Origin of the sequence: Clostridium sp. chh4-2 (assembly GCF_002899675.1) — a bacterium.
Classification (GTDB): Bacteria; Bacillota; Clostridia; order Lachnospirales; family Lachnospiraceae; genus CHH4-2.
This window is the reverse complement of record NZ_PKUU01000004.1, coordinates 247,231-266,117: the sequence shown is the minus strand read 5'-3', so window position 1 is coordinate 266,117 and position 18,887 is coordinate 247,231. Positions and strand designations below refer to the sequence as shown.

Annotated in this window: 21 protein-coding genes and 1 pseudogene; all 22 read left to right on the top strand. The window is 48.0% G+C overall.

What is annotated here, in order from left to right:
• Positions 1 to 92: 92 nt before the first annotated feature.
• The 22 genes and pseudogenes from pcrA to C0033_RS06100 all read left to right on the top strand — a co-directional run bounded on the left by pcrA (position 93) and on the right by C0033_RS06100 (position 18,817).
• Complete coding sequence (pcrA, locus tag C0033_RS06195) at positions 93 to 2,369, top strand: DNA helicase PcrA (RefSeq protein WP_103226996.1); 2,277 nt, start codon at positions 93 to 95, stop codon at positions 2,367 to 2,369.
• Between the two features lie 141 nt (positions 2,370 to 2,510).
• On the top strand, positions 2,511 to 2,798 hold the full coding sequence (locus C0033_RS06190) for a DUF4366 domain-containing protein (protein WP_103226995.1): 288 nt from the start codon (positions 2,511 to 2,513) through the stop codon (positions 2,796 to 2,798).
• A gap of 146 nt (positions 2,799 to 2,944) precedes the next feature.
• Positions 2,945 to 4,336 carry a 23S rRNA (uracil(1939)-C(5))-methyltransferase RlmD gene (gene rlmD / locus C0033_RS06185; RefSeq protein ID WP_103226994.1) on the top strand — a complete coding sequence of 464 codons (1,392 nt, stop codon included), beginning with the start codon at positions 2,945 to 2,947 and terminating at the stop codon, positions 4,334 to 4,336.
• Between the two features lie 268 nt (positions 4,337 to 4,604).
• On the top strand, positions 4,605 to 4,988 hold the full coding sequence (locus tag C0033_RS06180; protein WP_103226993.1) for a hypothetical protein: 384 nt from the start codon (positions 4,605 to 4,607) through the stop codon (positions 4,986 to 4,988).
• Between the two features lie 32 nt (positions 4,989 to 5,020).
• The gene (locus C0033_RS06175; RefSeq protein ID WP_103226992.1) at positions 5,021 to 5,557 is read left to right on the top strand and encodes a hypothetical protein; all 537 of its coding nucleotides are present in this window, start codon (positions 5,021 to 5,023) and stop codon (positions 5,555 to 5,557) included.
• 297 nt (positions 5,558 to 5,854) lie between these two features.
• Positions 5,855 to 7,210 (top strand): hypothetical protein, encoded by a 1,356-nt coding sequence (locus C0033_RS06170; protein WP_146043741.1) that lies wholly within the window; start codon positions 5,855 to 5,857, stop codon positions 7,208 to 7,210.
• 27 nt (positions 7,211 to 7,237) lie between these two features.
• Positions 7,238 to 7,906: a hypothetical protein gene (locus C0033_RS06165; RefSeq protein WP_103226990.1), complete on the top strand. Its 669-nt coding sequence runs from the start codon at positions 7,238 to 7,240 to the stop codon at positions 7,904 to 7,906.
• Complete coding sequence (locus C0033_RS06160; protein ID WP_103226989.1) at positions 7,900 to 9,387, top strand: hypothetical protein; 1,488 nt, start codon at positions 7,900 to 7,902, stop codon at positions 9,385 to 9,387. The genes C0033_RS06165 and C0033_RS06160 overlap by 7 nt, the downstream gene beginning before the upstream one ends.
• Positions 9,387 to 10,532: an antirestriction protein ArdA gene (locus C0033_RS06155; RefSeq protein ID WP_103226988.1), complete on the top strand. Its 1,146-nt coding sequence runs from the start codon at positions 9,387 to 9,389 to the stop codon at positions 10,530 to 10,532. The genes C0033_RS06160 and C0033_RS06155 overlap by 1 nt, the downstream gene beginning before the upstream one ends.
• A gap of 2 nt (positions 10,533 to 10,534) precedes the next feature.
• Entirely contained in the window at positions 10,535 to 11,533 is a 999-nt protein-coding gene (locus tag C0033_RS06150; RefSeq protein ID WP_103226987.1) for a hypothetical protein, read from the top strand.
• Positions 11,534 to 11,571: 38 nt separating this feature from the next.
• Positions 11,572 to 12,516, top strand: coding sequence for a DNA adenine methylase (locus C0033_RS06145; protein ID WP_103226986.1), 945 nt, complete (start codon positions 11,572 to 11,574; stop codon positions 12,514 to 12,516).
• On the top strand, positions 12,509 to 12,895 hold the full coding sequence (locus C0033_RS06140; protein WP_103226985.1) for a hypothetical protein: 387 nt from the start codon (positions 12,509 to 12,511) through the stop codon (positions 12,893 to 12,895). Before C0033_RS06145 ends, C0033_RS06140 begins: the two co-directional genes overlap by 8 nt.
• Entirely contained in the window at positions 12,892 to 13,302 is a 411-nt protein-coding gene (locus tag C0033_RS06135) for a hypothetical protein (protein WP_103226984.1), read from the top strand. Before C0033_RS06140 ends, C0033_RS06135 begins: the two co-directional genes overlap by 4 nt.
• On the top strand, positions 13,295 to 13,573 hold the full coding sequence (locus tag C0033_RS06130; protein ID WP_103226983.1) for an AbrB family transcriptional regulator: 279 nt from the start codon (positions 13,295 to 13,297) through the stop codon (positions 13,571 to 13,573). The genes C0033_RS06135 and C0033_RS06130 overlap by 8 nt, the downstream gene beginning before the upstream one ends.
• Before the next feature lie 2 nt (positions 13,574 to 13,575).
• A complete protein-coding gene (locus C0033_RS06125) occupies positions 13,576 to 14,151 on the top strand; it encodes a hypothetical protein (RefSeq protein WP_103226982.1) in 576 nt (191 codons plus the stop codon).
• Between the two features lie 18 nt (positions 14,152 to 14,169).
• Positions 14,170 to 14,727, top strand: a complete 558-nt coding sequence (locus C0033_RS06120) for a YodL domain-containing protein (RefSeq protein ID WP_103226981.1) — start codon at positions 14,170 to 14,172, stop codon at positions 14,725 to 14,727.
• 62 nt (positions 14,728 to 14,789) lie between these two features.
• A complete protein-coding gene (locus C0033_RS27610) occupies positions 14,790 to 14,915 on the top strand; it encodes a hypothetical protein (protein ID WP_264469041.1) in 126 nt (41 codons plus the stop codon).
• A gap of 502 nt (positions 14,916 to 15,417) precedes the next feature.
• Entirely contained in the window at positions 15,418 to 16,923 is a 1,506-nt protein-coding gene (locus C0033_RS06115) for a reverse transcriptase/maturase family protein (RefSeq protein WP_227179871.1), read from the top strand.
• 111 nt (positions 16,924 to 17,034) lie between these two features.
• Positions 17,035 to 17,160 (top strand): annotated as a pseudogene (locus C0033_RS27410) (DUF6133 family protein); the annotation flags it as partial.
• A 61-nt stretch (positions 17,161 to 17,221) separates the two neighbouring features.
• Entirely contained in the window at positions 17,222 to 17,899 is a 678-nt protein-coding gene (locus tag C0033_RS06110) for a septation protein SpoVG family protein (RefSeq protein WP_103226980.1), read from the top strand.
• A 107-nt stretch (positions 17,900 to 18,006) separates the two neighbouring features.
• Positions 18,007 to 18,342 (top strand): SpoVG family protein, encoded by a 336-nt coding sequence (locus C0033_RS06105; protein ID WP_103226979.1) that lies wholly within the window; start codon positions 18,007 to 18,009, stop codon positions 18,340 to 18,342.
• A gap of 37 nt (positions 18,343 to 18,379) precedes the next feature.
• Positions 18,380 to 18,817: a prepilin peptidase gene (locus C0033_RS06100; protein ID WP_227179872.1), complete on the top strand. Its 438-nt coding sequence runs from the start codon at positions 18,380 to 18,382 to the stop codon at positions 18,815 to 18,817.
• The last annotated feature ends 70 nt before the right edge of the window (positions 18,818 to 18,887 follow it).

Below are 18,887 nucleotides of genomic sequence, written 5' to 3'. Positions count from 1 at the left end.
CAGGTTTGCTGTAGCGCTCTTTTCTTATTTATGGTATACTATATCCCTAGCTGTTTTACGGCAATGAATGGATAAAGGCGGTATGAAGATTTATGAGCAGTATATATGATACTTTAAATCCAAGCCAGCAGGAGGCGGTATTTTGTACGGAAGGGCCGCTGCTCGTTCTGGCAGGGGCGGGTTCGGGAAAGACCAGGGTTCTGACCCACAGGATTGCATATTTAATAGATGAAAAACGGGTAAATCCATGGAACATTATGGCCATCACATTTACCAATAAAGCGGCGGGAGAGATGAGGGACCGTGTGGACAGCATTGTGGGAATGGGGTCCGACAGCATCTGGGTCAGCACCTTCCACTCTTCCTGCGTGCGCATTTTACGGCGGCATATCGAGGCGCTGGGATATACGACCAACTTCACAATCTATGATTCCGATGACCAGAAAACCCTGATGAAGCAGGTGTTCAAAAGGCTGGATATCGATCCCAAGACTTTTAAGGAACGCAGCATGCTCAATTACATTTCCAATATGAAAAATGAGCTGGTAACGGCTCAGGAATGTGAGTTAAATGCAGGCGGGGATTTCAGGGAGAAGAAACAGGCCCAGATATACAAAGAATATCAGAAACAGTTAAAGGCCAACAATGCTTTGGATTTCGACGATCTGATCATGAAAACCGTGCAGCTGTTTCAAAATTCTGACGAGATTCTGGATTATTACCAGGAACGGTTTAAATATATCATGGTGGATGAATACCAGGATACCAATACGGCTCAGTTTAAACTGATCTATCTTCTGGCGTCTAAACATAGAAACCTCTGCGTTGTGGGCGATGATGACCAGTCCATCTATAAATTCCGGGGGGCCAATATAGAGAATATCCTGAATTTTGAAAAGGCATTTCCGGGCGCCAGGGTGATTAAGCTGGAACAGAACTACCGTTCCACCCAGAACATTCTTCACGCGGCCAATGAAGTGATCAAGCATAACCGGGGGCGTAAGGACAAGACGCTGTGGACGGCTAACGACGAGGGTGAACTGGTGCGTTTCCGCCAGTTTGAGACAGCCAATGAGGAGGCGGACGCCATCATACGCGATATCAAAGATGGCGGATATGCTTATGAAAACTGTGCAGTTCTCTACCGTACCAATGCCCAGTCACGTCTTTTGGAGGAGCGGTGCATTGCCCATAATATTCCTTACCGGATGGTGGGAGGCGTTAACTTCTATCAGAGAAAGGAAATCAAGGACATTTTAAGCTATTTAAAGACCATTGCCAACGGGCAAGACGATCTGGCCGTTCAGAGGATTGTCAATGTGCCGAAAAGGGGAATCGGGGCAACCAGCATGGGCAAGGTGATCAGCTATGCGTCAGCGGAAAACTACAGTCTGTACCAGGCTCTCTGCAGGGCGGTTGCGGTTCCGGGACTTGGAAAAGCGGCGGAAAAGATCAAAGGATTTACCGAGCAGATCGAAAGCTTTAGGGACCGGATGCAGGATGAGACCTATACGATCCGCAATTTGATCGAAGACATTTTGGAGGAAACGGGTTATAAGAAGGAGCTGGAAGCCGAGGGAGAGATTGAATCCCAGACCAGACTGGAAAATATCGAGGAATTGATCAACAAGGCGGTCAGCTATACGGAAAACAGCGAGCATCCGGATCTGAGCGAATTTCTGGAGGAAGTGGCCCTTGTGGCGGACGTGGATTCTCTGGATGAATCGGAAAGCCGCGTCACACTGATGACATTACATAGCGCAAAAGGGCTGGAATTTCCAAGAGTTTACCTGGCGGGCTTAGAGGACGGTCTGTTTCCAAGCATGATGTCCATTATGTCGGACGATAAGGCGGATGTGGAAGAAGAACGCCGTCTCTGCTATGTGGGAATCACGAGGGCCAGGGAGAACCTGATGATCACAGCGGCCCGTCAGCGCATGATCAACGGTGAAACGAGATATTCCAAGGTGAGCCGTTTTGTGGAAGAGATTCCTTCCTATCTGCTGAATCAGGAAAAACTGCCGTCAAGGCTTTCCGGTAAGACAGAGAGCTTTAGCGATTCCGGCCTTCCATGGGGAAGCTATAAAAAGCCGGCAGGGGTCAGCACGTTTGGAAAACCTTCAGGATCGGCCTTCAGCGCTTACAGCAGTTCCAAAGCGCCTCAGCCTTCCTTTGGCAAGGCATTTACCGTTCAGAAATCAGCTTCTTTAGATTATGGAGCAGGAGACAGGGTAAAACACATCAAATTTGGAGCGGGCACGGTTAAATCGGTGAAAGACGGCGGAAAAGATTATGAAGTGACCGTAGAATTTGACGGGGCGGGAACGAAGAAAATGTTCGCTTCATTTGCAAAATTGCAGAAGATATAAAGGATCTGGTTCGATTTTGCCAATTGGCGCATAAAATATGTTAAAATGTAAAAAATGATTAAAATAGATAGAAAATTTATGGGAACTATGATATTATGATCAGTAATAAGGAATGTATTAACTGGAAAGGATGTGGATGATATGAATAAATTTGACACTATGAGCAAAGACGCCATGAACCGTGTAGAAGAGATTATGAACTCAACCAGACTGAATGAGTTCCTGCACAGGAAAGAACAGGAAGAAAAAAAGAAAAACAACATCCTCTGGGTATTTGCAATTATCGGCGCCGTAGCAGCGGTAGCAGCCATTGCCTATGGAGTTTACCGTTTCTTCACTCCGGATTATCTGGAAGACTTTGAAGACGATTTCGATGATGATTTTGACGATGATTTTTTTGAGGATGATTTGGATTCCACAAGCAAATAATTGATAAAATGATTTGTAAGAGCGTGTCTCGCATCTTGAGACACGCTTTTCTTTGAATGTGGGAGGAATCTGTTTTGGCAGATTCTTTATTTATTACATAAGCAGGGTTTAAAGCCTGTTAACGATATAAGGAAGGAATTACTGACATGAAAAAAGGTGAGACTTACGAGGGAATCGTAGAAAAAATAGAATTTCCCAACAAGGGGATATTGACTGTGGAAGGCGAAAAAGTAGTGGTAAAACACGCCATCACAGGCCAGAAAATCAGTTTTTTAATTAATAAAAAGAGAAAAGGAAAATGTGAGGGACGGCTTTTGGAGGTATTGGAAAAATCCCCGATTGAAACGGCCGAAAATCCATGCCCTCACGCCGGAATCTGCGGAGGCTGCGGTTATCAGACCCTTCCCTATGAAGAACAGCTGAAGATCAAAGAAGGCCAGGTTAAGGAATTGCTGGACAGCGTTTGTGAAGATTGCGAGTTTGAAGGAATCAAAGGCAGCCCCATATCGGAAGGCTACCGGAATAAGATGGAATTCTCTTTTGGAGACGAGTATAAGGATGGCCCGCTTGCATTGGGAATGCATAAGAGGGGAAGCTTTTATGATGTGGTGACTACAACCCAGTGCCGCATTGTAAATCAGGATTTTTGCCGGATTCTGGCCGTAACCCAGGAGTATTTTGTTAAGGCCGGGGTGGGCTTTTATAAGAAAATACAGCATACGGGATATCTCCGTCACCTGTTGGTAAGAAGAGCGGTGAAAACAGGTGAAATCCTGGTGGCATTGGTGACAACCTCCCAGACGGAGGGACTTTCGGTGGAGGAAGGAACCTTGCTGGAGGGATGGATGGAAGCGCTTAAAGAGCTGGAGTTGTCGGGAACGTATGCGGGGATTCTGCATATTGTAAATGACGGCCTGGCGGATGTGGTTCAAAGCGACAGGACGGATATTTTGTATGGACAGGATTATTTTTATGAGGAACTGCTGGGGCTGAGATTTAAGATTTCTCCATTTTCATTTTTCCAGACCAATTCTTTGGGGGCGGAGGTGCTCTATGAGACGGCCAGGGGATATGTGGGGAATACCAAGGACAAAGTGGTGTTTGACCTTTACAGCGGAACCGGAACCATCGCCCAGATTATAGCGCCTGTGGCAAGTAAGGTGGTGGGAGTGGAAATCGTGGAAGAGGCGGTGGAAGCGGCTAAGAATAATGCTGCGCTGAACGGGCTGGATAATTGCGAGTTTATTGCCGGGGATGTGCTGAAGGTGATCGATGAGATTGAAGATAAGCCGGATTTGATTATTCTTGATCCGCCCAGGGATGGGATACATCCTAAGGCGCTGGATAGGATTATTAATTTTGGGGTTGAGAGGTTGGTGTATATTTCTTGTAAGCCGACTAGTTTGGTTAGGGATCTGATTGTGCTGCAGGGGAGAGGGTATAGAGTGGTAAGAGCGGGGGCGGTGGATATGTTTCCGGGGACGCCACATGTGGAGTCGGTGATAATGATGCAGAATTGTGGTTTTAAGAAAAAATAGAGGTTCAAACCACAAGATATAGTGGTTTTTGGGCAAAAATCGAGCAAAAAACAGGGCAAAAAATGGCCGTTTTTAGCCCCGATTTTTTGGCCCTTCCACAGATGCAGGAAGGTATTTCAGTGATATATGGGAAAAATTCAAGGTCAGCCGACGAAAAATTGGCTGGCCTTTTTACGTGATATAAATGAAATTGGGTGATGGGATTTAGGCAGTGAAAAATGGATAAAAACAACACCATAAAAACGAAAAAAGCATATGGAGGTAAAGAATGGGAGCAGAGCTTGATAAGGAAAGGGACTTTGATGTAGACGTAAAATTGAAAATTACATTTAAAAACAGAGAGTTTAACTGTCTGATGCAGCCAGAAATTGAAGAAGGGATTGTGGAATTCCTGAAAGGGATTAATGGCGATTACATGATACCGGAAAGTGAAAGCATAGAGTTCCTTGGGGATGAGGCAGTCATTGCAAAATACAGTTTCTGCTGCAATGACACAAGCGAAGCAGAGGCAGAGAGTTTTGCAAAATACATGATCCATGAGGCAGATTATAAGTTTAAGGAGATGGGTTACGCGTTGGAAGCAGAGAGCTACCATGGACAGGAATCGGATATGAGTTGGCTTGATGAATTTGAACGGCAGGTTTTTGGATAGTATCAAGACTTAAAAACTTTGGAGGATTATTTATGTATGGATCAGACGGAATAACCGTGCTGCGGGTATTTAGCCCATTGACGGGAGATATCTATAAAAAGGATGAGGTCGGGAAACTACAAGTTAAGTATGAACAAATGCCTATGGAAGGACTCTGTGATTACTTGCAGGATATACAGCAGGCGATACAGTGTGAGTATCTGGAAATCGGGGGAGCAAATGGAATGACTGTTTACTTAGAACAGAAAAATCTGAAAAGAAAGATTTTGACCATGATTCCCTCTGCAGAGCTATGGGATAATCGGTTATGGAGTGTCCTGGAAATTAGATCCACAGAAACAATCACGAAGGAGGAAGAGGCGGCGCTCATTGATATGTGGGAGAAACAATTGACTGGTGATTTTGGGGATAGAATTCTACTCCATACAATTTCTACAGACCAGGGAGAACTATATCTTAATCTTTGGAATGACAGTGAGGAGTTTGTTATTTGCCCGGAAGCAGAGCTGAAAAGGACACATAGCATGAACGGGATTGAGGAGATGCAGCTCACAGGTCTGCAAATGTAATAAGGAGGGAGGAATCATATGCTGGAGGTCCGGATTAAAAAAGACAGCTGGGTATCAGAACCGTACCAATTGCCAGAACGTTATGAAGCTATGATAAGGCTGTTTGAAGAGATGAATGAGCAGAAGGCAGGCAAAGACACTGTATCCATTTATTCCGTTCATTCATCTGTACCTAGATTATCCCGTTTTTTAGAAGGTCTTGATTTTGGGGAGAACCGCGATCATTTGTTTTTCCTTTCCAAGAGAATTAACTGCCTGTCACAGACGGAGCAGGACATATTCTCGGCAGCGCTGTCAATGGAACAGCCCAAAACGTTGAAGTCGCTCATTAATATTTCCTTCAATCTGGATCAATATGAACTTCTGACAGATATTTGTGATTCAGGAGAAATCGCAAGAGAATTGCTCTCGCGGGATAAGGGAATTCATATTCCAATGGAGATTGCAGATATGCTGGATTATTCGCGGATAAAAGATGCATATTTTACCCATCACCAGGGCGAGTTTTGTCCGAGCGGGCTGGTTTTAAAGAAGGATAGTGCTGTCATTGAAGAAATATATCAAGACGACAGGCAACCAGGATTTGAGAAAGATTGCCTTTTTTTGGTGCATCTGTACTCAAAGGAAAATGGTACAAATGTTCAGATCGCGATGCCTGCCCCACAGGAACGCTTAGATCATGCCAGAGCCGTATTACAGACAGAGGATATAAACCAGTGCCAGATATGGGAGGAGGGAGGCGTGCAAGGGGATTTATGGAATTATCTGCCAATAGGGGAAACATTGGAACGAATTAACCAGGCTGCATTTTTTTTAAAGGAATCCATTTTAGACGGAAACGATCAAATAACCCTGCTTAAAGCAGCCCTGGAAGCAGAGGGTCCAAGGGATATGGATTCTGTCATAAAGATTATACGGGACCTGGATCAATACGAATTGTGTGTACTTGATCCGGAAAACCCAGATGAGTTTGTACAACAACTGCTATTTAATTCTGATTATTACGAGATAGACAATTTCATTATTCAATTCGTTGACATGGAGAAATTGATTAAAGCACTCCTGGAGAGGGAGGAGGCAGTGGAAACAGAAAATTATTTTGTGTTATGTAAGGAATGGAAATTCTGTAATAATTCAAAGGAGCTGTCTACGCTGCGTTTGTTTTATCCGTTAGAGGGCATGATGTATGAACGGAATCAAGCAGGGGAATGGAAGGAGAATCCAGTTCCGGTGTATGGTGCGGAATTATCAAATTACAGTGAGGCGATACAAAACCTGTTAAACGCAAAAGACTGGTCTATGAAACGGGGATTCGCAGAGTATTTAAGTAATAAACTACTGCGGCATCGAATTGCCAGTATGCTTCCCTCCGTGGAGTTGTATGGCGGCAGTTTATATGGAGTGGCAGAGATCCAATACAGGGGGGAACTGCAGCCAGCAGAAGTGGACTACTTAATAAATGCCTGGGAGGCTTATACCGCAGATGGGTGGGGAGATGCGTTCCACGAAACGATGATACAGATAGGCGAGAGAGGATTAGCTCTCTCTTTTTTTCAGGAATCTGAAGAATTTTACATTTTGCCAGAGGGTGAATTTAAAAAACGGCTTTCACAGCAGAACACCATGCAGATGAGTGGAATGCAGGCGATCTAAAACAGAAAAGAAAGAGGGAGGATAAGCATGACGGCAAGGTTTATGAAGGGAACAACCATGGAGGCTCTGGAGGCCGAAATGCAGCGGATACCGGGCTTTGGGCCAAGAAAAAGCGGAGTCATCCGAAGCCGGTATTCCCTGCGGGATTTAAAGGATGCCAACTGTCCGTGGGAGGAAAAGAAAACGGAGGCGGTGGAGAAGAACGAAGCATTTTATCAGTCTCTGCTCCAGCTGTTGGCCGCAGAACTGCCGGAGGGGACCTTTCTGGTGCGGGTGATGAAGCTCCAGAACCGGCGTGAGGCAGAACAACGGTTTTTCAGGAATGAGGAGCACCGAAGGCGGTTCCTGCTTTTGTTACGGTGCGGGCTGTTTCCCGGACTACGGACTGATCCTGGATTTGCAGCGGTTGTATTCCTGTTAAGTTCCGATGCAGGGCTCTGGGAACAGGCGGCTCCCCACGTGTCAGAGCGAGGAATTGATTATAAGGCGTTTCATGTACATGGCGTAGACTTAGATGGCTACGCTATTTTTTGTGCTGCAAAGGAGCTGGGGACAGGGAAACCTTATTTAAAACTTTCAGAGCTGGGGGACGCTGAGCTGATCCACGATGGCCTGCTTCTGTTAATTCTCCACAGCATCTTAATCAGCAGGCATGGAATAGGCATCATTTACGGAGAGGAGGAAGAAACATGTTAAGAATACGAATCGGTCATGACGAAAGAAGTGCTTCCTGGCTGACATTCCCGCAGCAGCCAGGAAAAATCGATCTGCTTTACACGGAAATGCAGAAAGATCCTCCAATGATTATTTACGAGGCAGAAGCTTCTATCCCGGCGCTGCCGGAAGTGTTAAAAGGTATGAGGACCGATGCGGAATCCGCGAGGGCGTTGGCGTGTTTAACAAAGCGGCTGGAATATTTAACACAGGCAGAACAGGCGTTGTTTTCTGCGGTTTTGAAGGCTGAACCCCCAAAGTCAGGGAAGGATATCCTCAACCTGTCTTATAACCTTGACAATTACGAACTTGTGGCAGAGAATCATGATCCCGGGCAGGCGGGGCAAACCGTTCGGAAAGTGGAGGGTAAAACCTTTCAGGATATGTATCAGGGGGAGTTTCCACCGGATGCCGGCTACGATAAAAATTCGGTGTTCCTTCTGCATATTTACACGGGGAGAAAGAGGTATTCCCTAGCCGTTCCGACAACACCGGAGAAGATGGAGATGGCAAGAGCAGCTCTGGATCTAAGAAGTCTGAACCAGTGTAAATTCAACCAATATGGAGGACCATTCCAGGAACTGTGGGGATATCTTCCCACAAAGAGTGATCTCAAGGAAGTGAACCGTATCGCAACTGTTTTAAAGGAGAAAGTGTTATCCAACCATAGCTATACACTGAACTTTTTGAAGGCTGTTTTTCTGGCGGAATGCCCGAGGACTATGAAAGAGGCGCTCTCGGTTGTGCGGAATATGGGAAACTATGAGTTCCTGGATCAGGTACAGGAGCCAGGGACCTATGCCAGGGAGGTAATCAGAAGTTATGGAGATCCTTCTCTGGAATCGCTGTTGGATCGGTATGTGGACTGGGATGCCATAGGCCAGGCTATGATGAAGGAGCATGGGGCTGTTCAGACCAGATATGGTATCGTGACGAGTAAGAAGTGGTGCTGCGAACGGCTTTCGGATGAAACGGTGGTAACGCGCCTCTATAACCAGTTGACGGGGGTTTTTTGTGGTTCCGAAGGTTATGACGAATCATTTAGTGCAACCGAACTGACCATTTTTGAAAAACAAATCCGGGAGGAATTGGAACAGGACTCTATATTTGAGCAGAAAACGGGACTTGCAGAATATATGGACAACCAGCTGATGAAACAGAGAATCCTCAGTATGTTTCCAGCGATTGAGGTTTACCACCATGCTCTTTGGGGTGTGCTGCAGATCGAGAGCAAAGGAGAGTTGACGCCGGATGAATTGGAATGGACAAAAAAATACTGGATGGGTCAAGCTTCAGATGGCTGGGGAGAAAGCTTTGAACAGACCGATATTGAGTGTGAAGATGGCGGGATTCTCAATGTCCATTTTTATAATTCATCGATGATTTATGGCCCCCGGACGGAACAGGAACTAAAGGGAGTGGAAGCCGTACAGCAGGGTCCTCAGATGGGAGGAATGTGGTAATGCAGGTCTGTATCTATGCAAAACGGTATCAGAGTGATTTCTGGTATCAGGGATATACCCTGACACTCCCAGCCCACCAAATGGCGATGGAAAACGCGAAACAGTGTGCGAGAGTTGCGGATGGGGAGGGATACTCCCTGGAACTTGTTGGCCAGTGGCCTGATTTTCTATATGAGCCGCTGGAAACGTGCAGCGCTACGTTGGAGGAACTGAATTTCCTGGCGCAGAAACTTTCCCAGATGAGTCAGGAGGAGATGGATACCTACGAGGGTGTGATACAGTCTGTACCGGAACGGGCCATCAGGAACTTGATTAATGCAGCTTATAACCTGGACCGCTTTGAGCTCCTGCCAGGAATTATGGATGAGGAGGAGCTTGGCGAGGTATCCATGGAAAATGACTTAGTGCCGGCCATTCGGAACCTGCCGGATGAGGTCTATCCCCTTTTGTCACTTCAAAAGGTGGGGCATTATGTGAAGGAACAGGAGCAGGGTGTTTTTACCTCAAAGGGATACTGCTGCCGCAGCACGGAAGGCTGGGTGGAACCGTATGACGGGAGGGAGCTTCCGGAACAGGTGACGGAGGTGGATTGTATTTTTTGTCTGCGTCTTCAGTCGTTAAAAACAAAGGCAGATGCCTGGCTGGAACTTCCCTGTGATGAGGGGCGGATACGGCAGGCCCTTGCTGATTTGGGGATTCACACATTTCAGGAATGTACCATCATGGAAATACGCAGCCCGATTCCCCAGTTTGAATATGCCTTCAGCCAAGCGGCGGAAGTCGAAAAGATGAATGCATTAGCGAAGGAATTGGCCACCTTGTCCCCAAAAGAACTGATTAAGTATAAAGCGATTGCATCATATGAGTCCTGTGACAACCCGGAGCAGGCCAGGATCTTGTACCATACCATGGACCGCTATACCTTTGATCCCATTCAGGTTACATTTGCTACCTACGGCAGGGAGTGCCTCCGGGAAGGGGGAGCCAACCTGGAGGCTGAGGCGTTCCAAAATTTTGATTTTGAAAGTTATGGGAAGGCAGAAAGCAGGAGAAACAGGCTGAGTATGACGCCGTATGGAGCCATTTCCTATGAACCGCCATTGGAAGAAGCACAGGGACATGGGATACAGATGGGAGGAATGTGATAATGCAGGTTTGTATCTATGCGGAACGGCATAAGAGTGATTTCTTGTATCAGGGATATACCCTGACACTCCCGGCCGATCCAATGGCGATGGCAAACGCCAAGCTGTGTGCGAGGGTTGCGGACGGGGAGGGATATTCCCTGGAACTTGTTGGCCAGTGGCCTGATTTTCTATATGAGCCGCTGGAAACGTGCAGTGCTACGCTGCAGGAACTGAATTTCCTGGCGCAGAAACTTTCCCAGATGAGTCAGGAGGAGATGGATACCTACGAGGGTGTGATACAGTCTGTACCGGAACGAACCATCAGGAACCTGATTAATGCGGCTTACAACCTGGAACGCTTTGAACTCCTGCCAGGAATTATGGATGAGGAGGAGCTTGGCAAGGTATCGATCAAAAATAACTTAGTGCCGGTTATTCGGAACCTGCCGGATGAGGTCTATTCTCTCCTGTCCCTCAAAAAGGTGGGGCATTGTGTGAAGGAACAGGAGCAGGGTGTTTTTACCTCAAAGGGATACTGCTGCCGCAGCACGGAAGGCTGGGTGGAACCATATGATGGGAAGGAACTTCCAGAACAGACGATAGAGGACTATATTTTTTGTGTGCGCCTGCAGGTATCAAAAACAAAAGAAGATGTCTGGCTGAAACTACCCTGTAGTGAGAAGAGGACACGCCAAGTCCTTGCCGATCTGGAAATTCACACATTTAAGGAATGTACCATCACGGATATACGCAGTCCGCTTCCCAATTTTGAAAATGCCTTCGGCAAGGATGTAGACGTCGAAACGTTGAATGCATTAGCATTTACCATCTACGGCATGGAATGTCTCAGGGAAGGGGGAGCCGATCTGGAGGCGGAGGCGTTCCGAAATTTTGACTTTGAAAGCTACGGGAGGGAAGACTGGAGGAAAAGCAGGCTGTGTATGACATCCTATGTGGCCAGTTCCAATGAAACACCGTTGGAGGAAGAGCAGGGAAATGGACCGCAGATGGAACTATAGACACAAAACCATGCAGGACATGAAGGAGGTGATAAATCATCAATAGTTTTATATCGTGGGTTGGCGGTAAAAAGGCATTGCGGAATACGATTTATGAAATATCCCCCGCTCACTATGAACGCTATATTGAAGTGTTCGGAGGCGGAGGCTGGGTGTTGTTTGGACGGCCGCCCGATCCGAGGGTGATGGAGGTCTACAACGATTTCAACTCAAACCTGACAAACCTCTATTCCTGCGTCAAGAACCATACCATGGAATTTTTACGTCTGCTGGGTTTCCTTCCTTTAAACAGCCGGGAAGAGTTTCTTGTTCTGCGCAGGTTCTTAGAAAAGAAGGAGTTTGATCCGGCTTTTTTGAGGGAGGAGATGGAACTGGCGCAGCATAACCTGCCGCCGATGGAGTTTGAGGAGCTTCGGTCCCTCCTCTTAGAACATGCCGGCCCGGATGATGTCCAGAGAGCGGCCGCTTTTTATAAGCTGATCCGGTACAGCTATGGGAGCGGCTGTACATCATTTGGCTGTCAGGCCTTTGACGTGCGTAAGACCTTTTCCCTCATCTGGCAGGCTTCAAACCGGCTTGCCAATACCATCATAGAAAATAAGGATTTTGAGGCGCTCATCCGGCAGTATGACCGGGAGAACGCCTTTCTTTATTGTGATCCGCCTTATTTTATGACAGAAGACCATTATGAAGTGGAATTTCCGAAGGAAGACCATGTAAGACTCCGGGATACGCTGGCAGGCTGTCTGGGAAAATGGATGGTCAGCTATAACGATTGTGAATATATCCGGAACCTGTATGACGGATACCAGATCACTGCGGTCACCCGGATCAATAACCTGGCCCAGCGCTATGACGGAGGCTGTGAATTTCCCGAGGTTATTATCACGAACTATGATCCTGCAGAACGGAGAAAGTCAGGGCCGCAGCAAATGGATCTGTTTTCCGCAGGACTGCTGGGAGGTGATGACGGAAATGAATGAGATTGAGAAGCTCTGGCAGGCAAAGCAGCGGATTGAGGAAGCAACGGCTGGAAAGCAGCGTCTGACAATCGGATTTGGCGGGTGTTTAACCGTGCAGGTGGACCAGGGATGTCTGGCAGCCATCTATCTTGCCATGATAAAAAACCGGCAAAGCGGTATGTTCCACTGTGATGTAAAAGGCTATGTGCGTACCTTCAGCGGATACCGCAATGGAGCGTGCATGGACCAGCTTACGGCAGAATTGGAGGCAATGGCCTCCCTGGTCAAGGAACTGGAGCAGTTAGAAATCTGTATTGGAGAAGAAGAGCTTCTGACCTTCTGCCAGGAATTAAGAAGCCAGGAGCGGGAGAAAGAAAACCAGAAAAAGGAGGAGCCATGAGGAATGTTTTCGTAAATGGGAGAATGGCGGAGGATGGAAGCCTGGTCTTACCGCCCGGTGTGCTGGAGGAACTCGGGGTGAACCCGGGGGATCTGGTCCATTTATCCTGCCGGAAAATGAAACGGTCTAATGACAGGTCTGACTGCCTGGCGGGGAAAGAGAAGGAAGAACATCAGGCAGAAGAGGAAGAGGCGGAACTGGTCATCCCGCACGATTTGTTGGAGGCAGCCCAGATTCCACTGGATGCCGGTCTGATCATACAGATGGTGCCGGGTGCCATCCTGATTGGGGACGAAGATCCTATGGAGGTAGTGCGGGGACCGCTGTTGGAGATTCTGTCTCTGTTTGGAATCTCGGAGGAAGAAGTAAATCAGGCCATTGAGGAAGGAGGATACTACGATGAGTAAACCGGTGTACAAGCTGATGGATCACAGGGGGAGGGTGTTGATTCCCAAGGAGTTTCGGGAGGCTGCCGGCATGGAGTATGGCGGCATTCTTGCCCTGAATCTGTGTGACGGACAGGTCATGGTCCGAAAGGTGGAGTTAATTGAAGTTGGAGATCAGTCGCCGGAGGCGGTAGAAGCCTATGTGCGCGCAGCCATTAAGACTATGCCGGATTCCATCCGGTTAAGCCTGATCTCAGACCTTTCGGGTTTGGTACAGCAGAAGGGGGAATAGAGGTGGAAAAAGGAATCTATACAGAATCGGATTGTATCGAGACAGGAAGCTCCTGTTCCATCAAAGGGAAAGTCATTGTGCTGAAAGCTTCCGCCCTGGGGGAGGACAGTCCGAGCCAGCTTTGCTACTGTGTCGGGGGTGACGGGGCGGATGCAGATGCGGTCAACCAGTCCGTATTTGTCATTGATTTGTATCAGGGGGAGTATGCCAGATGGAGACGGTCCGATGTGGTGGGAGTCTTAAAGCCGGAATTACTTTCGGAGCATGAGCGCCTGCAGCTGTCACAGATCCGTCCGGCAGGGGCGTTGCCATTAGAAGAGCATGAGCCGCGTTACAGCGGCTACAGCTTCCTGCCGGATGGGAGATATACAACCGGGGTGTGGCTCTGCAGTGAGAACGAGGTCAAAGACTATGTGGAGATGCAGCTCCCCTACCAGCACCGGATCATGATCTGTGACAGGAATGATTACTGCGTGTTGGAGATTGAGGAGGGGACTGTGTTATTTCCGACTGCGGAGGATATCAAAGCGATGGAGCAGGAGCAGGAGGCTGTTTCGGGAACGATGGATATGACATGATGGAAGGAGGCAGACAGGATGCGCGGAATCCAGATTGAAGACGGAGGTATCCTGTACTTCGGAAACAAGGCAGGGTATATCCGGAACAGAAAGGCGGTCATTGATCCCATCTTTAAAGGGGAAGCAATGGAGCGGTTCCTGAAAAAACAGGGAAGTATTGAGACGGTCGAATGGGTGGGAGGTGTGTATGACCGTCTGATGAACGGGTGCAGTGAGACACAGGGAGAAGGGGTTTTAAAGAACTGCCGGATCTGGCAGCTGAAGCCGGAGGTAAATGTTCATATGAAGTTCATTGGATATGATGCACTGCTCCGGAAATTTGGGGAACCGGAGCCGCAAAATTACCGGGCTGTTTACGATGGAGAAATCGAAACCAATGACCTGGATGGGATTTGTGCTAAGTTCAGCGGGGAACAGAAAATCCCGGAGTATGATGGGCATGTGATCACCATTTCTGATGTGATCGAACTCTATGACGAGGAGGGAAGCCTTTTTTATTACGTGGATACCAATCAATTTAAGCCGGTCGCGTTTGGAGGTCCGGAACCGGTACAGACGCAAATGATGCAGATTTAACGATGAAAAAAGGGCGGCAGTAATGCTGTCTTTTATTATTTTAATCCAAGGAGGATGAATCAATGAGAAGAATGATGAGCAAAGCAAAAAGAAGTGTGGAATGGAATCTGTGGAGAGCGGGACAGGTCCTGAAAGGACAGTCCGGGGAAGGGTTTGTTGACACCGCCAGTGCGTCCGTAAGGGCGTAACAACAGCATAGTGTTGTTACGAACGTGGACGGTTAGAAAATCTGCTTTAGCAAAGCAGGGATTGAAAAATATCCGGGTATCATACCCACAATCCTCCCCAACCAACTGATCTGAAAGGGAAACCGGACAGGGAGTGTAGCATGTTGGCAACGTCATAAGCCAGCCAAACTATCATGGCTGCGGCTGAAGGGCAAGGGGAAAGGTCAGATATGAGGATAAAGGCTTGATTGCCTGAAGGATAGCCCGAGGGGATATAGTCGAGTCCCTGACACACGATAGTTTCCGTGTCAGGCGGTGCAGGAGCTGCGCAGATGACGGGCGCAGATGTCCGGGATATTTGCACCGACCAGCCATAGCAAATGGAAAAGGGCGAACGTCCTATCCGACAATCTGACAGGCTGTGTTTCTAACCGTCTAAACGGAGATTGCCTAAACCGGAAGTTTTTTTGCGATATCCGGCATGGCAACGGAGCCGCCGTAGTAGTCCGGGCATGGGAAAGCCATGCACATGGCGAAGGGCGGCAGTTTATCTTTTAATACAAAGAAAGGAACGGTGCGTGAGGCATTGAGAAATCCGATTGATGTGTTAAACAGTCTAAATTCAAAAGCAGGGAATGAGGGGTACCATTATGAACGCCTGTATCGGAACCTGTATAATGAAAGGTTTTATCTTCTGGCTTATCAAAAGCTCCAAAAGAAAGAGGGAAGAACAGGGACAGGAGCCAACCGGAAAATCATCGGCGGCATGGATATGGGACGGGTACGCAGGCTGATAAAGAAAATGAAAGACCACAGCTACCGGCCCAATCCTGCGCTGCACATGGACAGGGAGAATCAGAAGGGGAAAAGTTGTTCTTACAGCGGACCGTCCTTTGAGGACAAGCTGGTACAGGAGGTTGTGCGGCTGATATTAGAGAGTATGTATGAGCCGGTATTTTCTGATGATTCACACGGGTTCCGTCCGAACCGAAGCTGCCATACAGCTCTACAGCAGATCCGGGATACCTTTGCTGACATAACGTGGTTCATCGAGGGCGGCGTCTGCGGCTTTTATGACAGCATGGATCACTCGGTACTGATAAACATGTTACGCAGGCGTATCCACGATGAAGCCTTTCTCTGCCTGTTAGGAAAATTCCTGAAAGCCGGATATCTGGAGGATTGGACCTTCCATCATACCTATTCCGGCACACCGACAGGCTCGATGATCGGTCCGATTTTATCAAATATATATTTGAGTGAATTAGACCGGTATATGGAAATTCACATGAAGAGTGGGTGCCACTATCTGCGGTATGTGCGTTATGCGGACAACTGGCTCTGTGGAGTGACCGGAAGGAAACAGGAGGCGGAAGAAATTCAGGCAGATATCAGGCAGTTTTTGTCAGAAACGTTAAAACTGCAACATTCAGAAAAGAAAAGTCTGATTACCAGCGCCTGCCATATGGTCCGCTTTCTCAATTACGAGGTATCCATATCAAAAGACGGAAATCCATGTGAAAACAAAAGTGGTTCCAGAGGATACAGTGGAAGTAGCAAGGTGAAGTTATATGTACCCCGTGAGGCATGGCAGAAAAAGCTGGTGGCTTATGGCGCGCTTGAAATCAGATATCGAAATGGTCAGGAAATCTTTCAACCTTTCCATCGGACGTACCTGATCAGCCGTGATGACCATGAAATTGTGCAGCAATACAATGCTGAAGTGATGGGGCTTTATCACTATTATAAGATTGCGGACAATGTGAGTGTCCTCAGTCATTTTAATTATGTGATGAAATTCAGCCTGTTTAAGACCTTTGGAGCAAAATACAGACTCCATATCCGTGATGTTCGAAAGAAATATGGTTACAGGCACTTTGAAGTAACATACCGGACCGAACAGGGGGAACAGAGGGTATATTATTACGAGGGAGGCTTTCAACAGGAGAAAATAGGAATGACAGATCCTGCGGTTGATCTCGTTCCAAAGGGATACCGTAATGATAAATCTTACATGCAGGAGAATTAGACTGATAGATAAATGGAGAGCCGGATACATCGAGAGGTGTAAGTCCGGTTCGGGGGCGGGCTTTTGGAAACCTGCCGCTGTGAAGCGGTAAGGCGCTGAGGGCCTAGCCTACTCAAGATTTTAATGGCAGTGGTAATCGGTGCTTTGGTGCTGGCCGGCCTGTATGCATTATTCGACAATACAGTGCTCCCAACACTTACCCGCAGAGTGACTGAGATGTTCAACTATAGCGGCTAAAGCAGTTTTCGCTTTATCGAAACAAAATCAAATAAAATGAATTTATTGAGGAGGACGCATTATGCCCAGAAGAAGACAGAATAGCGAGTCAACAAATCCGGTTGAGGAGAGAACTCCACAGGTACAGTCGGACACCACACCGGAAGAGAACACCGTAGAGAGTGGTGCTTCGGAGGAACGTGTGCAGGAGGAAGAAGTCGATGGAGTGAGAACCGAGGAACAGGCTGCTGCAGAACAGGCGGTGGAGGAAGAGGCTTCCGCGCAGACAGCCGGAGAGGAGACTTCGGAACAGGTATCGGAAGAGGGGCCTTCCGGAGCGATTCAGGAGGAAGAAGTCCTGAACGCGGAGGAGCCGATCCAGGGACCGCTCCCGGTCCTGGAGGTACGGATTCATGAGCAGTATTTTCAGGATGACATCCTGGCCACCGCAGATGTGAGGATCGGTGACATCTGCACCATCCGCAACGTGAAGGTTAGGGAAGGAGATTACGGGCCGGAGGTTGTCATGCCCCGTACCAAGCTGCCGGAGACCGGCCGGTTTAAGGATGCCTGTTACTTTGACAGCCTGGAGGCAAAGACGCAGTTTGACGCAGCTGTTATGAAGGCGTATCAGCAGGTGATGGAGCCAGTGACCAATGCGCCGGACCATGAACCGGGGTATGAGGACATGGACGAGGAAGACATGGACTATGACGAGATGGGAGAGATCCATGGCGGCATGGGCGGAATGAATTTTTAACCGGTACCCTGCCGGAACAAGCGGATTGGGAGGAACAAAAGGCTCCGTTATGAAAAAGAAGACGCGATTCAAATACAAGAAAAGGCAGAAAGAGGGAGGAATCAGATATGGCTACCGTAGACGTAAGAATTACATCCATCTACCCACCAAATCAGGAAAGCGGGATTCGGGGATATGCCTCGGCAACAATTGATGGCTGTCTTGGAATCCGTGGGATTAAGATTGTGGAGGGCGGAAAGAACGGCCTGTTCGTCTCCATGCCCAGCAGAAAAGGGGTAGACGGATACAAAGATATCTGTTTTCCGGTAACAGCAGAATTCGGCAATCAGCTTCGGGTGGCAGTGTTAGATGCATACCACCAGGCATTGAATCAGGCTGTTTCACAAAGCGGCAGCCAGGCGCAGGCGGAGCCGGTGTCTGGTGGGCCGCAGATGCAGATGTAACAATGGAGCGGGGCAGGTCTGTGAAAGGGAGGTATCCATGGTTTTGTTCCTTTATTATCTGAAACCGCTTCTGTTCTGCCTATTGCTCATTGCAGCCTCCGCCGTGGATATTAAAAGGAGGGAGATTCCGGATGGAATCAGTTTTTGTATAACAGGATTGGCCCTTTGGGGTCTTTGCCCGGAAAACCTGTTGGGAATCCTGGCAGCCCTCCCCTTCCTGATTGCGGCACTGAGCGGTGGGATGGGCGGCGGCGATGTAAAATTGGTGGCGTCCTGTGGTCTCGTGGTTGGACTGCCGGGTGCTTTGTGCGGGAGCATTCTGGGACTTATTATTTTACTGCTTTATAGTTTGGTCCACCGGATTGGGGTGTGCCTTTTTCATGGGAAGGCTTCGGCGGCCTTCCCAATGGCCCCCTTTTTATCTGTTGGCTTTATGATATCTTATTTACTTGGACTGGGAGGGATGGCAAAGTGAAGCGATTTATAGTGTTTGTTTGGGGAATACCGGCACTCTTTCTGACGTTGTGGCTCTGGAAGAGACATCG

Coding starts and splice junctions, on each gene's coding strand:
- pcrA (WP_103226996.1), top strand. CDS start 93: ATGAGCAGTATATATGATACTTTAAATCCAAGCCAGCAGGAGGCGGTA.
- C0033_RS06190 (WP_103226995.1), top strand. CDS start 2,511: ATGAATAAATTTGACACTATGAGCAAAGACGCCATGAACCGTGTAGAA.
- rlmD (WP_103226994.1), top strand. CDS start 2,945: ATGAAAAAAGGTGAGACTTACGAGGGAATCGTAGAAAAAATAGAATTT.
- C0033_RS06180 (WP_103226993.1), top strand. CDS start 4,605: ATGGGAGCAGAGCTTGATAAGGAAAGGGACTTTGATGTAGACGTAAAA.
- C0033_RS06175 (WP_103226992.1), top strand. CDS start 5,021: ATGTATGGATCAGACGGAATAACCGTGCTGCGGGTATTTAGCCCATTG.
- C0033_RS06170 (WP_146043741.1), top strand. CDS start 5,855: ATGGAACAGCCCAAAACGTTGAAGTCGCTCATTAATATTTCCTTCAAT.
- C0033_RS06165 (WP_103226990.1), top strand. CDS start 7,238: ATGACGGCAAGGTTTATGAAGGGAACAACCATGGAGGCTCTGGAGGCC.
- C0033_RS06160 (WP_103226989.1), top strand. CDS start 7,900: ATGTTAAGAATACGAATCGGTCATGACGAAAGAAGTGCTTCCTGGCTG.
- C0033_RS06155 (WP_103226988.1), top strand. CDS start 9,387: ATGCAGGTCTGTATCTATGCAAAACGGTATCAGAGTGATTTCTGGTAT.
- C0033_RS06150 (WP_103226987.1), top strand. CDS start 10,535: ATGCAGGTTTGTATCTATGCGGAACGGCATAAGAGTGATTTCTTGTAT.
- C0033_RS06140 (WP_103226985.1), top strand. CDS start 12,509: ATGAATGAGATTGAGAAGCTCTGGCAGGCAAAGCAGCGGATTGAGGAA.
- C0033_RS06135 (WP_103226984.1), top strand. CDS start 12,892: ATGAGGAATGTTTTCGTAAATGGGAGAATGGCGGAGGATGGAAGCCTG.
- C0033_RS06130 (WP_103226983.1), top strand. CDS start 13,295: ATGAGTAAACCGGTGTACAAGCTGATGGATCACAGGGGGAGGGTGTTG.
- C0033_RS06120 (WP_103226981.1), top strand. CDS start 14,170: ATGCGCGGAATCCAGATTGAAGACGGAGGTATCCTGTACTTCGGAAAC.
- C0033_RS27610 (WP_264469041.1), top strand. CDS start 14,790: ATGAGAAGAATGATGAGCAAAGCAAAAAGAAGTGTGGAATGGAATCTG.
- C0033_RS06115 (WP_227179871.1), top strand. CDS start 15,418: ATGCACATGGCGAAGGGCGGCAGTTTATCTTTTAATACAAAGAAAGGA.
- C0033_RS06110 (WP_103226980.1), top strand. CDS start 17,222: ATGCCCAGAAGAAGACAGAATAGCGAGTCAACAAATCCGGTTGAGGAG.
- C0033_RS06105 (WP_103226979.1), top strand. CDS start 18,007: ATGGCTACCGTAGACGTAAGAATTACATCCATCTACCCACCAAATCAG.
- C0033_RS06100 (WP_227179872.1), top strand. CDS start 18,380: ATGGTTTTGTTCCTTTATTATCTGAAACCGCTTCTGTTCTGCCTATTG.